Annotated in this window: 15 protein-coding genes; 4 read left to right on the top strand and 11 right to left on the bottom strand. The window is 58.7% G+C overall.

The window, feature by feature from the left end; all coding sequences use genetic code 11:
* Window positions 1-17 precede the first annotated feature (17 nt).
* From AC4BBN_RS02055 to lptF, 5 genes are read right to left on the bottom strand one after another with little or no spacing between them, the layout of a single operon-like run.
* The gene (locus AC4BBN_RS02055) at window positions 18-1,184 is read right to left on the bottom strand and encodes a pyridoxal phosphate-dependent aminotransferase (RefSeq protein ID WP_490590286.1); all 1,167 of its coding nucleotides are present in this window, start codon (window positions 1,182-1,184) and stop codon (window positions 18-20) included.
* Between the two features lie 33 nt (window positions 1,185-1,217).
* Window positions 1,218-2,159, bottom strand: a complete 942-nt coding sequence (locus AC4BBN_RS02050) for a CysB family HTH-type transcriptional regulator (RefSeq protein ID WP_490590285.1) — start codon at window positions 2,157-2,159, stop codon at window positions 1,218-1,220.
* Window positions 2,160-2,202: 43 nt separating this feature from the next.
* Window positions 2,203-2,580 (bottom strand): sirohydrochlorin chelatase, encoded by a 378-nt coding sequence (locus tag AC4BBN_RS02045; RefSeq protein WP_490590284.1) that lies wholly within the window; start codon window positions 2,578-2,580, stop codon window positions 2,203-2,205.
* Window positions 2,581-2,588: 8 nt separating this feature from the next.
* Window positions 2,589-3,695 (bottom strand): LPS export ABC transporter permease LptG, encoded by a 1,107-nt coding sequence (gene lptG, locus AC4BBN_RS02040; RefSeq protein ID WP_490590283.1) that lies wholly within the window; start codon window positions 3,693-3,695, stop codon window positions 2,589-2,591.
* On the bottom strand, window positions 3,692-4,795 hold the full coding sequence (gene lptF, locus AC4BBN_RS02035; RefSeq protein WP_490590282.1) for an LPS export ABC transporter permease LptF: 1,104 nt from the start codon (window positions 4,793-4,795) through the stop codon (window positions 3,692-3,694). The genes lptG and lptF overlap by 4 nt, the downstream gene beginning before the upstream one ends.
* 62 nt (window positions 4,796-4,857) lie before the next feature.
* Between lptF and AC4BBN_RS02030 the strand changes: the two genes are divergently transcribed.
* From AC4BBN_RS02030 to AC4BBN_RS02015, 4 genes are all read left to right on the top strand, one after another.
* On the top strand, window positions 4,858-6,396 hold the full coding sequence (locus AC4BBN_RS02030; RefSeq protein ID WP_490590281.1) for a leucyl aminopeptidase: 1,539 nt from the start codon (window positions 4,858-4,860) through the stop codon (window positions 6,394-6,396).
* A gap of 12 nt (window positions 6,397-6,408) precedes the next feature.
* Window positions 6,409-6,843 carry a DNA polymerase III subunit chi gene (locus AC4BBN_RS02025; RefSeq protein ID WP_490590280.1) on the top strand — a complete coding sequence of 145 codons (435 nt, stop codon included), beginning with the start codon at window positions 6,409-6,411 and terminating at the stop codon, window positions 6,841-6,843.
* On the top strand, window positions 6,843-7,160 hold the full coding sequence (locus AC4BBN_RS02020) for a hypothetical protein (RefSeq protein WP_490590279.1): 318 nt from the start codon (window positions 6,843-6,845) through the stop codon (window positions 7,158-7,160). Before AC4BBN_RS02025 ends, AC4BBN_RS02020 begins: the two co-directional genes overlap by 1 nt.
* Before the next feature lie 159 nt (window positions 7,161-7,319).
* Complete coding sequence (locus AC4BBN_RS02015; RefSeq protein ID WP_490590278.1) at window positions 7,320-8,453, top strand: branched-chain amino acid ABC transporter substrate-binding protein; 1,134 nt, start codon at window positions 7,320-7,322, stop codon at window positions 8,451-8,453.
* Window positions 8,454-8,521: 68 nt separating this feature from the next.
* Here AC4BBN_RS02015 and AC4BBN_RS02010 read toward each other — a convergent pair whose 3' ends face one another.
* The 6 genes from AC4BBN_RS02010 to AC4BBN_RS01985 all read right to left on the bottom strand — a co-directional run bounded on the left by AC4BBN_RS02010 (window position 8,522) and on the right by AC4BBN_RS01985 (window position 14,597).
* Window positions 8,522-9,613: a nucleotidyltransferase family protein gene (locus tag AC4BBN_RS02010; protein WP_490591372.1), complete on the bottom strand. Its 1,092-nt coding sequence runs from the start codon at window positions 9,611-9,613 to the stop codon at window positions 8,522-8,524.
* Between the two features lie 73 nt (window positions 9,614-9,686).
* On the bottom strand, window positions 9,687-10,232 hold the full coding sequence (gene rfbC, locus AC4BBN_RS02005) for a dTDP-4-dehydrorhamnose 3,5-epimerase (protein WP_490590277.1): 546 nt from the start codon (window positions 10,230-10,232) through the stop codon (window positions 9,687-9,689).
* Window positions 10,232-11,149, bottom strand: coding sequence for a glucose-1-phosphate thymidylyltransferase RfbA (gene rfbA, locus AC4BBN_RS02000; RefSeq protein ID WP_490590276.1), 918 nt, complete (start codon window positions 11,147-11,149; stop codon window positions 10,232-10,234). Before rfbA ends, rfbC begins: the two co-directional genes overlap by 1 nt.
* A gap of 2 nt (window positions 11,150-11,151) precedes the next feature.
* Window positions 11,152-12,060, bottom strand: a complete 909-nt coding sequence (gene rfbD, locus AC4BBN_RS01995) for a dTDP-4-dehydrorhamnose reductase (RefSeq protein WP_490590275.1) — start codon at window positions 12,058-12,060, stop codon at window positions 11,152-11,154.
* On the bottom strand, window positions 12,057-13,133 hold the full coding sequence (gene rfbB, locus AC4BBN_RS01990) for a dTDP-glucose 4,6-dehydratase (RefSeq protein WP_490590274.1): 1,077 nt from the start codon (window positions 13,131-13,133) through the stop codon (window positions 12,057-12,059). The genes rfbD and rfbB overlap by 4 nt, the downstream gene beginning before the upstream one ends.
* 141 nt (window positions 13,134-13,274) lie before the next feature.
* Window positions 13,275-14,597: a UDP-glucose dehydrogenase family protein gene (locus AC4BBN_RS01985; protein WP_490590273.1), complete on the bottom strand. Its 1,323-nt coding sequence runs from the start codon at window positions 14,595-14,597 to the stop codon at window positions 13,275-13,277.
* Window positions 14,598-14,675: the final 78 nt, after the last annotated feature.

Here is a 14,675-nt window from a genome sequence, read left to right as displayed (position 1 = left end):
AGCTATCATATTTGTAGTTAAAGCTTGGCCAGACGGGCCAGTGCCGCCTGCAGGGTTTCATCCTTCTTGGCGAAGCAGAAACGCACCACGCGCTGGTCAAACCCGTCGCCGTAAAAGGCCGACAGCGGAATCGCGGCTACGCCGATTTCCTTGGTGAGCCACTGGCAGAAGTCGGACTCGCTCAGGTCGCTCACTGCCGAAATATCGACGCACTGGAAGTAACTACCCTCGCTGGGCAGCAGCTTGAACCTGGTCTGCTTCAAGCCTTCGCGGAACAGATCGCGTTTGCGCTGGTAGAACGCTGGCAGCTCCAGGTAGGGAGCGGGGTCGGCCAGGTACTTCGCCAGGCCGTGCTGCACCGGGGTATTGACGGTGAACACATTGAACTGGTGCACCTTACGGAACTCGGCCATCAGCGGCGCGGGGGCGACCACGGTGCCGACCTTCCAGCCGGTCACGTGGAAGGTCTTGCCAAAGCTGCTGACGATGAAGGCGCGTGCGGCCAGGCCCGGGTAGCGGGCGGCGCTCTCGTGCTGGCGGCCGTCGAACACCATGTGCTCGTAGACCTCGTCGCTGATCAGCAGCACCTCGGTGGGCGCCAGCAGCTCTTGCAGCTGCAGCATGTCTTCGCGCGACCAGATGGTGGCGCTGGGGTTGTGCGGCGAATTGATCAGGATGGCGCGGGTTTGGGGCGTGATCGCGGCGGCGATCTTGTCAAAGTCGGGGCGGAAGGTGTGCGGCGTCAGCGGCACGCGCACCACGGTGCCGCCGGCCAGCTCGATGTTGGGCACATAGCTGTCGTAGCAGGGTTCCAATACGATGACTTCGTCACCCGGGCGCACCACGGCCAAGATGGCGGTGATGATGCCTTGCGTCGCGCCGGCCGTAATGGTTATTTCGGTGTTGGCGCTGTATTCACGAGCGTGGAGTGCTTTTATTTTTGTAGCAACCGCTTCGCGCAGTGCCGGAATGCCGGGCATGGGCGGGTACTGGTTCAGCCCCTGCTGCATGGCGTCGGTGACGGCCTGTACCAGCGCCGGGTCGCAGTTGAAGTCTGGAAAGCCCTGGCCCAAGTTGACCGCGTTGTGTTCGGTCGCCAGGGCCGACATCACGGTGAAGATGGTGGTGCCTACGGCGGGGAGCTTGGTTTGCAGGGTAGGGGTGCGGGGGGCTGCTTGCGTCATGGCGGGGTTCATGCAGAAAGTTGCGTGGCGGAATCAGAGTTCGTAATCATTCACGTGGCCGGTCATGGCTTGGGCGACCAGCTTGGGGCTGAGGCGGTCGCTCAGCAGTTCGGCAAATTTGTAGACGAAGCTGCGCAGGTAGGCGCTGCGTTTGAAGGCTACGCGGGTGACGTTCTGGCCAAACAATGCGCCGGCGGGGCGTACCACCAGGTCGCTGTTCAGGGCATCGCGTACCGCCATTTCGGCCACGATGCCAATACCCAGACCCAGGCGCACGTAGGTGTTGATCACGTCGGAGTCGATGGCTTCCAAGGCGATGCGTGGCACCAGCTTGCGCGCGGCGAATGCCTGGTCCACTTTGGTACGGCCTGTGAACGAGGGGTGGTAGGTGATGATGGGCTCTTGCGCAATGTCTTCCAGCGTCAGGCGCTCTTTTTTTGCTAGCGGATGGTTGGCGGGGAAGACGATGACGTGTTGCCATTCGTAGCAGGGCAGGGTGACCAGTTCGGCGTAGTTGGACAGCGACTCGGTGGCAATGCCGATCTCGGCTACCTCGTCGATCAGCATGCGGGCCACCTGGTCGGGCGAGCCCTGGTGCAGGCTGACATTCACCTTGGGGTAGGCCTCGCGCAGCTTGGCCACCGGCACCGGCAGCACGTAGCGCGCCTGGGTGTGGGTGGTGGCAATCGACAAGGTGCCGCTGTCTTGCGCGCTGAACTGCTCGCCAATGCGCTTGAGGTTGCCCACCTCGCGCATGATGAGTTCAATACTTTGCAGCACGTGTTGGCCGGGTTCGGTGATGCGTTTGAGCCGCTTGCCGTGGCGGGCGAAGATCTCTACGCCCAATTCTTCTTCCAGCTCGATGATGGCCTTGGACACGCCGGGCTGCGAGGTGTGCAGTGCCTTGGCGGCCTCTGTGAGGTTCAGGCCGCGCCGGGCAGCTTCTTGCACGAAGCGGAATTGGTGTAGGTTCATATCGAATTTCAGCGTATTGTGAAATTCATTATGCCGTAAGTGTCTATAGGGGGTGTTCGGTGCCCAGTGCAATCTTGGCCAGCAAGGAAACCAATTGTGGATTTTCTCCCACGGCGGCTTGCAGCCGTATGTCTACGTGAGGGTGCTCCAAGCGCATACCCTCTACCAGCAGCGGCAAGTCTTCGCGCGCGTGCCGGCCCACACCAAGGAACATGGGCACAACCGTCAATTGCTGCGCCCCCTGGGCAACCAGCTGGCGTGCCGTGCTGGGCAGATCGGGCTCGGTCAGTTCCAGGTAGGCGCACACCACATGGGCCTGCGGGTCCAGTGCCCGGACCTGGTCCGCCACCGCTTCCATCGGCTTGTGCCACAGGGGGTCACGGGATCCATGGGCAAACAAAATAACACCTCGTGTCAGCATGCGATTCCTTAACGGCGCAGCACCAGCCAGCCGAATGCGGCCAGCGAGAGCATGGAGTAAATAATGCCTGGCGAGGCGGCGGTCAGCCAGGGCTGCCAGTTCTGCAGATTGCCAATGTAGCCAAACACGTTGTTCAGCAAGAAGAAGCTGATGCCGGCCATGACGCCGCCGAATACATAGCTGGTGATGCCACCAGCGCGGAAGTGCAGATAGGCGAATGGAAGGGCCAGCACCACCATCACCAGGCAACTCAGAGGGTAGAAGACCTTGCGCCAGAACTCGATCTCATAGCGCTGGGCGGATTGGCCGTTGGCGTTCAGGTGGCGTATGTATTGGAACAGGTCCAGCGTGGCCATGCGGTCGGGTTTGAGCAGGGCGGTGGACACCATCTCGGCGGTGATTTCGGTGGGCCAGCGGTAGCTGGCAAGGTGGCTGCGCTCCACGCTGGCATTGTCGGACGCCTGGGTATGAAATTCGCTGCGTTCCACGTTGGACAGGGTCCAGCTGCCGTCGTCAGCGAACTCGGCCTTGGCGGCATGCGTGAGCGATACCAGCATGCCGTTGCTGCCAAATTCAAAGATACGTATGCCCTGCATCTGGCCGCTGGAAGTCAGCGCGCTGACATTGGCTGCGAACGAGTGCTCGTTTTGCTTTTCCTTCAGCCAGGCACCGGTTTGTCCGATGGTGATATCGCCCTGGAAGCGTGCCTTGACCAACTGGGCCGTGCGGTCGGTCAGCGGCGCCAGGTAATCGCCGATGCTAAAGGTGATCAGCACGAACAGCAGACCTAAAGTGAGCAAGGTATGCAGCGCCCGCCAGGGGCCCAGGCCGCTGGTGCGCAGGATGGTGTATTCCGAGCTTTGCGCCAGGCGCGCCATCACAAAGATGGTGCCAATCAGGACCGTGATGGGCAGTAGTTCGTACAGATGGCTGGGAACCATCAGGCCCACGACCAGCACAGCCTGGGCGAGTTGGTAGCTGTTTTCACCGGCCTTGCCCACCCAGCGGAGCTCGTCCACAAAGTCGAAAAAGAAGAACAGTGCCAGAAAACCCAGGGTGACAAAAGCCACCGAGGTGAGGATTTCCTTGTACAGCAGCTGGCGAATGGTTTTCATGCGGCGGCTCCAGTGCGTTTACGTGCTACCAATGAGCGCCAGGACCATTGGTAATGGCGCACCAGCAACCAGCCCATGGACAGGATGAAGACACCACCGTGCAGGCTCAGCATGAAGCTGCCGAAGGCCACTGCGCCGTTGGTGATCCAGTTTTGTCCCAGGTTCAGCAGGTTGTAGTAGATGATGAAAGCGAACAGCGCAAACACCATGCTGCCGCTGCGGCCCGAGCGCGGGTTGCCTCCGGCGACGGCCAGGCTGATGGTTACAAAATTCAGTGCGGCCAGGGCCAGGCTCAGGCGCCAGGCCAGTTCACCTAAATTCAGTGGCGTGGGCTCCAGTACCAGGTCGAGCGAGTTGCGCACGCGCGAGGGTGGCGCGTCGCTACTGCCCAGCGCGTTGTCGCCCACGCGGGTGCCGTATTCTTCGAATTCGCTGACCTTGAGGTCGGGTTCGCCGAGCGTGGATTCCAGGCGTTGGCCGTGGTGGAGCATCAAAAACTGTTTTTTGTCGATGTTGGTGATCTCGGCGCTGCGGGCCGAAGTGACGGTTTCCTTGCCGTGCTCCAGCGAGGAGATAAACACATTGTTCCCGCTGCGTTTATCCGGCGTGTCCTTGTCCACAAAGAACACCCGGCTGCCGTTGGCCGATTCCTGGAACTGGCCGGGGGCGATGCGCTCCAGGTCGCCGCGTTGTTCGTAGCGGTCCTTCATGTCCTGGATCTGCTGGTTGGACCAGGGCCAGACGATCAAGGCCATGGCAGCCACCACCAGCAGGATGGGCCAGGCAAAACGGAACAGGGGTTTGAGCAGACCGATCAGCCCGTGTCCGCTGGCAAACCAGATCACCATTTCGCTGTCGCGGTACATGCGCGACAAGGTGGCCACCGTGGACACGAACAGGCTCAGGGTCAATATGGTGGGTATATAGCCCAGCACGGTGTAGCCCAGTACCATCATCACTTCGGAGGGGTTGACCACGCCCTTGGATGCCTGGCCTAGCGTGCGGATCAGCATCATGGTCATCACGATGGTGATGAGCGCTACAAAGGTGGCACCAAAGCCGCGTGCCAGCTCTTTGCGAATAGAAGAATGGAATAACATCGTTGCTTTAGTTAGCACTGGCTATCAGGCCGCACTCGGGGCCCCAACCAAAAGACTGGATTATGAACTTTGAACTGAAATCCCTGGACCTGGCGGCTTGCGCCAAAGAAAAGTGCGACGCCCTGGTGGTGCTGGTGTCGGAGGCCTTCCAGCCCGGCAAAGATGCATTGTCTCAGCTTGTAGAGCAGGCTCGCAAAAGCGGGGATTTGGACAGCAAGCCGGGCAAGTTGCTGCAGATGTACCGGCCTGCGGCGGCTGTCGCCACGCGGGTGTTGCTGGTCGGTGCGGGTGACGGATCGGCCCGCCAGACGCGCCAGGCCGTGGCGGCGGCAGTAGCGGCTGTGAAAGGTCCGGCCCTGCGCAAGTTGCTGATCAGCTTTGCCGGGGCGCCGGCCCAAAAAGCTGTGCGTGCCGTTGTGCAGGCTGTGGCCGATGCCACCTATGTGTACACCACCACCAAGTCCAAGCCCGAAGGCCGCGTGTTGGCCCAGGTGTGGCTGTGCGCACCCGATGCGGCAGCGGCCCAGGCCGAGCTTGCGTTAGGAGCCGCCACGGTGGCAGGGGTTGAGATGGCCAAGGAGTGGGCGAATCGCCCAGCCAACCACGCCACGCCCACGCTGTTGGGCAACGCCGCCAAGACACTGGCCCGCTTCCCCAAGATTAGCTGCGAGGTGCTGGGCCCTAAAGAGGTCGCGCAACTGGGTATGGGCTCGTTCATGTCGGTGGCACAGGGTTCCAAAGAGCCACTGCGTTTCATCGTGCTGCACTACAACGGTGCAGCCAAAACCGTGGCCCCCACCGTTTTGGTGGGCAAGGGCATTACCTTTGATACCGGTGGTATCTCCATCAAGCCCTCGGCCGAGATGGACGAGATGAAGTTCGATATGTGCGGCGCGGCAAGCGTGCTGGGTGTATTCCGCGCCTTGGCGGAGCTCAAGCCGGCGACCAATGTGGTGGGTCTGATCCCCGCCTGCGAGAACATGCCCGATGGTGGTGCAGTGAAGCCCGGCGACGTGGTCACCAGCATGAGCGGCCAGACGATTGAAAACCTGAACACCGATGCCGAAGGCCGCCTGGTGCTGTGCGATGCGCTCACTTATGCAGAGCGCTTCAAGCCCCGCGCCATCATCGATATCGCTACGCTGACTGGTGCTTGCGTGGTCGCCCTGGGCGGCGTGCGCAGCGGCATGTTTGCCAGTGATGACAGCCTGGCTGCTGCCTTGCAGGCAGCGGGCGAGTCCGCGCTCGACCCCTGCTGGCGCCTGCCGCTGGACGACGAATATGGCGAAGGCCTGAAGTCTAATTTTGCCGACATGGCCAACGTGGCTGGCCGTGCGGGTGGCGCCATCACGGCGGCTAAGTTCTTGCAGAAGTTCACCGCCAAAATGCCTTGGGCCCATCTGGATATTGCCGGCACGGCCTGGAAGAGTGGCGCAGCCAAGGGCGCCACTGGGCGTCCCGTTGGGTTGCTGCTGGACTATGTGCTGAATCAGCCTTCTGCGCAGATAGCGCCTGCGCCAGCTGCTACAAAAAAGATAGTGTCGCGTAAAGCCGTGGCTGCCCCTGCCCCTGCAGCTCCGCGCAAACGGCTGGCGAAATAAATTGGCCGCTGCATGACCGAGGTCGAGTTCCATTTCAATGCGCCCGACAAGCAGGCGTACGCCTGCCGGCTGTTGCGCAAGGCAACGCGCAGTGGAGCGCGGGTCGTGGTGACCGGGCCTATCGACGTGCTGCGGCAGCTCGACCAGGCTTTGTGGACCTTCTCCAGCACAGACTTTGTGGCCCATGCGTTGGACGGTGCTGATGTGGCTTTGCTGGCGGCATCCCCGGTGCTGCTGCTGGAGTCGGTGCTGGAAGCCCCGCACCAGCAAGTCTTACTGCAACTGGGCGATGCCGTGCCACCCGGGTTCGAGTGTTTCGAGCGGCTGATCGAAGTCGTCTCGCTGGACGAGGATGACCGTGGCTTGGCCCGTCAGCGCTGGAAACACTATGCGTCGCGTGGCTATGCCATCCAACGCAAAGATCTTGAATTGAAAGAATCCGCCTGATGTCCTCCTCGCCGCCTCGCCAGCCACCGCGTTTCGTTCCCACGCTCACCGAAGTGGTGCAGCCGGTGGTGTCGCAGGCGTCTAGCGTGGTGACAGGTATGGCGAACCACGAGGCCCTGGAGGACCAGATCATCCACCGTGTCATGCAACGCATCGATTTGTCTTTGGAGCGCCGGCTGACCGAAGCGGTCGCGGCCATGGTGCTGCAACAAACCCAGGCGCTGGTGCCGCGTCTGCGCGAGGAAATCGAATTCGTCGTGCGCCAGTCCGTGTCAGATGCGGTGGCAGACGAGCTGGCAACACGCCATGGCTCTTAAATAGTCAAGGCCTGTATCAGTTGAATTAATGGGCTATTAGTGGTTAGTCCGAGGTTTTCACTATGCGCCAGGCCCGGAAATTGCGCTATTCTGCCGCTCGTGACGTTTTGTAACTCACAGAGTTATTTGTTTTCTAGCCAATCCAATATCGGAGTTTTTATGCAAATGAAGTTGAAATTGACTGTAGCTGCTGCCATCGCTGCTGTGGCAGGTCTTGCCTCTGCACAGGACGTGCAGGTCGTGAAGATTGGTCACGTTGCGCCTACATCGGGTGCGCAAGCCCATTACGGCAAAGACAACGAAAACGGCGCACGCATGGCCGTGGACGACCTGAACACGCAAAACGTCGTGATCGGTGGCAAGAAGATCAAATTTGAACTGGTCGCTGAAGACGACGCTGCAGATCCCAAGCAGGGCGCTGCTGTGGCACAAAAGCTGTGCGATGCCAAGGTCAACGGCGTGGTCGGCCACTTGAACTCCGGCACCACCATCCCCGCTTCCAAGGTCTACAACGACTGCGGCATCCCCCACATCACGGGCGCTGCAACCAACCCCAACCTGACCAAGCCTGGCTACAAGACCACCTACCGCATCATCGCCAACGACAACTCTTTGGGTGCTGGGCTGGCTTTCTACGCTGTGGATGCACTCAAGCTGAAGAAGGTTGCCATCGTTGACGACCGTACCGCATACGGCCAAGGCGTTGCCGAAGTTTTCAAGAAGACCGCGATTGCCAAGGGCATGACCGTGGTGGACGAACAGTTCACCACCGACAAAGCCACTGACTTCATGGCGATCCTGACCTCTATCAAGTCCAAGGCTCCTGACGCTATTTTCTACGGCGGTATGGACCCCCAGGCTGGCCCTATGCTGCGCCAGATGGAACAACTGGGCATGACCAACGTCAAGTACTTCGGTGGTGACGGCCTGTGCACCAACGAAGTGGCCAAGCTGGCTGCTGGCGCCAAGACGCTGGACAACGTGGTTTGCGCTGAAGGCGGCGCCTCTTTGGCCAAGATGCCTGGCGGCGAAGCCTGGAAGAAACGTTACGACGCCAAGTACCCAGGTCAGTTCCAGATCTACAGCCCCTACACCTATGACGCGACCATGGTGCTGGTAGACGCTATGAAGCGTGCCAACTCCACCGACCCCAAGGTCTACACCCCTGAGTTGATCAAGACCAACTACAAGGGCGTGACTACCACCATCGCCTTCGAACCCAATGGTGAGTTGAAGAACCCCGCTATTACTCTGTCCGTCTACAAAGACAGCAAGAAGACCGCTCTGAACTAATCCAGTTCACTAGCCAATGAAAAAGCCACCGCGAGGTGGCTTTTTTTATGCAGCGATCAAATCTAGCTTCAGGCTCGGGCGTCGCCCCAGCGCAGCTGGGCCAGCTCATCACCGCGATAAAGGGTTTCACCATTGCGATCGACGCAGTAGTTGGGCGACACGATCATTTCGTTGAAGTGCATATCGGCCGCAATGCGGGTGTATTCGAACAGAATGCTGCGCGTCACTTTGGCGCCTGAACGGATGTGGCTACCGTGCCCGATCCAGCAGGGTCCAATGATGGTGGCACCTGGCTCCACTTTCACGCTGGAGCCCAGGTACACAGGCCCCTGGATATTGCACTGATCCCAGGCAATAGAAGTATTGAGGCCCACCCAGATGCCAGGCTTGACCTCGCGCCCGGGAATGTTCATTTGCGCAACTTCACCACGCAGCACCCGTTGCAGCACGGACCAGTAGTCGCTGACCCGGCCAATGTCGATCCAGTTGAAAAAGCGCTTCTGTGCGTAAAAAGGAAGCTTCTTTTCAACCAGCTGCGGAAACAGCTCCGAACCAATGTCATACACCTTGTTGGGTGGAATCAGGTCAATGGCTTCAGGTTCAAAAATGTAAATACCCGTGCTGGCCAAGGTGGACTGCGCCTCTTCGGGCGATGGCTTCTCCTGGAAGGACTGGATTTGCCCTTCGTTGTTGGCCACCACAATGCCGTAGTTGGACACTTCGGTGCGCGGTACATCCAGCGTCACCACACTGGCAATGGCGCCCTTGGACTTGTGTTCGTGCAAGGCCGCACCAATGTCCAGGTCGATCAAGGCGTCGCCACACAGCACCAGCGTGGGCTCGTCAAAGAAACCACTGAAGTCCTGGATGCGCCGCATGCCACCTGCGGAGCCAAAAGGCTTGGGTATCACATCACCATGTTCGCGCACACCTTCATAGGCATAGCCGATCTGCACACCCCAGCGGTGGCCGTCACCAAAATACTGCTCAATTTTGTAGTGGTTGTATGCCACATTGACCATGATCTCCTTGATGCCGTAGTTGGCCAAGTGTTCGATCAGGTATTCCATCACCGGCTTGCCCAGAATGGGCACCATCGGCTTGGGCATATTCTTGGTCAAGGGGCGTACACGCGTACCCTGACCAGCTGCCAAAATCATTCCTTTTGCCATGTCTATCCCCTAGATTGATACGTATCGTTCAGATTCAATGTTGCTCATATCTCGGCGTTGCTTAGCCTAAGTCGGCTTGCAAGAATGCTGCGCCGGCAGCGTCCTTTGTCGATAAGGCTGGGCTGCCGGAAGTGATGGGCCAGTCAATGGCCAATGTAGGATCGTTCCAAGCAATGCAGCGCTCGTGCTCAGGAGCGTAGTAGTCGGTTGTTTTATATAAAAATTCCGCAGACTCCGACAGCACCAAAAAGCCATGTGCCAATCCAGGCGGCACCCACAGCTGGTGGCTGTTCTTGGCGGAGAGAAGTGCTCCCACCCACTTACCAAAAGTGGGTGAGTTGCGTCTGATATCCACTGCCACATCAAAGACTTCACCCGCTACAACACGCACCAATTTGCCCTGAGGCTGCTGCACCTGGTAGTGCAGACCGCGCAACACATTCCGTGCCGACTTGGAATGGTTGTCCTGCACGAACTGCAGGTTCAAGCCTGTGGCTTGGTCAAATGCGCGTTGGTTGAAGCTTTCATAGAAGAAGCCACGGTCATCACCGAATACGCGGGGCTCAATCAACAGCACATCAGGAATGGCACATGGTGTGACTTTCATCAAAACACCTTTTCCTTTAGCAGTCGCATCAGGTATTGGCCGTAGCCTGATTTGGCCAAAGGCTGCGCTAGTTTCTGCAACTGTTCGCTATCAATCCAGCCCTGCCGCCAAGCAATTTCCTCGGGGGCCGCCACTTTCAAGCCCTGGCGATTTTCAATCGTATAGATAAATTGACTTGCTTCCAGCATGGATTCGTGCGTACCGGTATCCAGCCAGGCGTAGCCACGGCCCATGGTTTGCACATCCAACGTACCTTGTTCTAGGTAGAGACGGTTCAAGTCGGTAATTTCAAGCTCGCCACGCGCCGAAGGCTTGACGCTCTTGGCCAATTCAACGACCTGGCTATCGTAGAAATACAGGCCGGTCACTGCATACCGTGACTTGGGGTTGGTAGGCTTTTCCTCCAGGCTGATGGCCCGGCCATTTGCGTCAAATTCCACCACGCCGTAGCGTTCAGGGTCCTGCACCGCATACGCGAATACTGTGGCGCCACGGGTTTGCTGGTTGGCGTTGTGCAGCAAGCCTGCGAAGTCATGGCCGTAGAAAATATTGTCACCCAGCACCAGTGCACTAGGGGCTCCGTCCAAGAACTTCTCGCCGATCAGAAAGGCTTGTGCCAAGCCGTCGGGCGAGGGCTGCACGGCGTAGGTCAGTTGTATGCCCCACTGGCTGCCGTCGCCCAACAGCTGGATGAAACGGGGTGTGTCTTGCGGTGTGGAAATAACCAGCACTTCACGAATGCCCGCTAGCAGCAGCGCGCTGAGCGGGTAATAAATCATGGGCTTGTCGTAGATAGGCAGCAATTGCTTGCTAACAGCCTGGGTTGCTGGGTACAGGCGTGTACCGGAGCCGCCGGCAAGAATGATGCCTTTGCGCCGCACGGCAGTGCCTACCGTGGGTAGATGTGTTTCCGTCATATTCAATTCCTCCCTGTAATTTCTTGCAGCATGCGTGCCACTTGTATTTCCCAGTGCGGCAGTGTCAGCCCGAAGGAGTGTTGTAGCTTGCTCGTGCTCAGACGCGAGTTCAGCGGGCGTTGCGCAGGGGTGGGGTAGTTGGCCGTGGAGGTGGACCCTACTTGTTCAGGCCCAGCTTTGAGCTTCCAGCCCAATGTCAGGGCTTGTGCTAAAACAAATCGGGCATACCCATTCCAGCTGGTTTCTCCGCCCGCAACGCAGTGGTACAAACCGGCCAGTTCCGGCTTGTGTATGGCTGCTATCAACGCATGGGCTGTGACATCCGCCAGCAGCTCCGCCGATGTGGGCGCACCTATTTGGTCGTCAATAACATTCAGAGCTTCGCGCTCCGTCGCCAGCCGAAGCATGGTCTTGGCAAAATTGCCACCCCGCGCCGCGTATACCCAGCTGGTCCTGAAGATCAAATGCCGGGGGCAAGTTGCTACTGCCTGCTCACCCTCTAGCTTTGTCTGGCCGTAGACGCTCAATGGTCCGGTAGGGTCTGCTTCACGCCAGGGCGAGCTCCCGCTGCCGTTAAAAACGTAATCGGTGGAGTAGTGGACCAGCCAGGCCCCCAGGACGTTGGCTTCGGCAGCCAGCACGCCCGGTGCTAACGCATTCACGGTACGGGCTGCGTCTGGTTCGGCTTCCGCTTTATCCACTGCGGTATAGGCGCCGGCATTGACGATCACCTGTGGTTGCACCTGGCGCACCGTCTGGGCCAAGCCAGTCAAGTCGGTGAAATCACCGCACAGGTTGCCAGGATTCAGCGATGCATCAGATCCCAAGGCAATTAGCTCACCCAATGGAGCCAGGCTGCGCTGTAGCTCCCAGCCCACCTGGCCATTACGCCCCAATAGCAAAATCTTCATGCTGCAGCTACCGAGCCACCGTACTGTTGGTTGACCCAGTCGCGGTAGCCACCGCTTTGCACATTGGCCACCCATTCCGGGTTGTCCAGATACCACTGCACCGTCTTGCGGATGCCGGTTTCAAAAGTCTCGGCAGGTTTCCAGCCCAGTTGCTGCTCAATCTTGCGTGCATCTATCGCATAGCGCCGGTCGTGGCCAGGGCGGTCCGTCACATAAGCAATCTGCTGCGTGTACGACTGACCATCTGCACGGGGTTTCAGTTCGTCCAGCAACGCGCACACTGTATGCACGATGTCGATATTGGGTTTCTCATTCCAGCCGCCGATGTTGTAGGTCTCTCCCAGCTGGCCTGCTTCCAGCACACGGCGGATCGCACTGCAGTGGTCGCGCACATACAGCCAGTCGCGGATTTGTTGGCCATCGCCGTACACCGGCAGCGGCTTGCCTGCCTGGGCGTTGACGATCATCAGCGGTATCAGCTTTTCCGGGAAATGCAGCGGCCCGTAGTTATTGGAGCAGTTGGTGGTCAACACCGGCAATCCATAGGTGTGGTGATACGCTCGCACCAAATGGTCGCTGGCAGCCTTGGAGGCAGAGTAGGGACTGTTCGGCTCGTAACGGTTCGTTTCGGTGAATGCGGCGTCCGTCTTGGCCAGAGACCCATAGACCTCGTCGGTCGACACATGCAACAAACGGAATGCTTCCTTGCTGGCTGCGTCCAGGTTGCCCCAGTAGGCGCGCACAGACTCCAGCAAGTGGAAGGTGCCCACAATGTTGGTCTGGATGAACTCGCCGGGTCCTGAGATGGAGCGGTCTACATGGCTTTCGGCCGCGAAGTTCAGCACGGCATGGGGTTGGTGCTGGGCCAGCAGTTTCCCAACCAACTCTGAGTCGCCAATGTCGCCATGAACGAAAACATGGCGCGGGTCATTAGCGATAGAAGCCAGGTTCTGCAGATTGCCCGCGTAGGTTAATCGGTCCAGATTGACCACAAGTTCGTCAGACTGGGAAAGCCAATCCAACACGAAGTTGCTGCCAATGAATCCAGCGCCACCAGTTACAAGAATTGCCATAAAGTTTTTTAAGTGAAATTGGGTCGAAATTCTTATCTAGAAATGAGGCATCCCTGTAAGCGAACGTACCGCGCAAAGGCCGAGCGTAGTTCTTTTGGGGGATGGCTGCCTCAGGTCATACTTGACTTGCTTGGGCTGCGGTTAACGCCCAATAGCCAAATATTCCAACCCCATGCCGCGCACCAGCTTGGGGTCGTACAGATTGCGGCCGTCGAAAATCAATGGATTTTTCAGCTTGGCCTTCAGCGTCGCAAAGTCAGGGCTGCGGAATTCTTTCCACTCTGTCACGATCACCAGGGCATCGGCTCCTTCCAGAGCTGCCGTCTGGTTATCTGCAAAGCTCAGGCGGGGCTCGTCGGGAAAGCAGTGCTTGGCTTCCGCAATGGCCACCGGGTCATATGCGGTCACGGTAGCACCCGCAGCCAGCAGGTCTTTGATCACTTCGCGGCTGGTCGCCTCGCGCATGTCGTCGGTGTTGGCTTTGAAGGCCAAACCCCACAGGGCAAAGTGCTTGCCTTTCAAGTCGCCTCCAAACCTCGTTTTGATCTTCGTGCCCAGTACGTGCTTTTGCGCATCATTGGCGGCCTCTACGGCATTCAGCACCTTCAGGTCAATGCCTGCATCGTCGGCAGCCGTCTTGATCAGTGCTTTCACGTCCTTCGGGAAACACGAGCCGCCATAGCCTGCGCCAGCGTACAAAAAGTCATAGCCAATGCGCGGGTCGCTACCTATGCCCTTGCGCACATGTTCAATATCGGCGCCCAGCTTCTCGGCCAGGTTCGCCAGCTCGTTCATGAAGCTGATGCGGGTTGCCAGCATCGCGTTGGCGGCGTATTTGGTCAGCTCTGCGCTGCGTACGTCCATCACGATCAGGCGGTCATGGTTGCGTTGGAAAGGTGCGTACAGGGCCCGCATGTTCAGCGCAGCCTGTTCGTCATCGCAGCCCACCACAATGCGGTCTGGCTTCATGAAGTCGTCAATCGCCGCGCCTTCTTTCAAGAATTCAGGGTTGGACACCACGCTGAATGGCGTGCTTACACCACGTTTCTTCAATTCATCGTCAATCGCCGCTTTGACTGCGTCGGCCGTGCCTACCGGCACAGTGCTTTTGTCCACGACCACCTTGTAGTCGGTCATGTACTTGCCGATGTTGCGGGCGGCAGCAGTCACGTATTTCATGTCGGCCGAGCCATCTTCGTCAGGCGGCGTGCCTACGGCAATGAACTGGATGGTGCCGAAGTGCGCGGCCTTCTCTACGTCTGTGGTGAAGTGCAAACGTCCGGCTGCAACGTTGCGGCGCACCATTTCTTGCAGGCCTGGTTCGAAGATGGGGATGCCGCCGTCTTCGAGGATCTTGATCTTTGCCGGGTCAACATCTAAGCAGAGCACGTCGTTGCCCACTTCGGCAAGGCAAGTGCCAGAAACCAGGCCAACGTAGCCAGTACCAATGACGGTAATTTTCATTATTTCAATCCCTGAAAACAGCAAATAAGTAGAGGTTGTAGGTAGCTAGCAAGTCTAGCGTACCGATGTGGCAGCGGA

The sequence above is a fragment of the Rhodoferax sp. SPJ21 genome (assembly GCF_058216335.1).
Note: the sequence above shows the minus strand (reverse complement) of the source record. Positions and strands in the feature narration are given on the sequence as shown.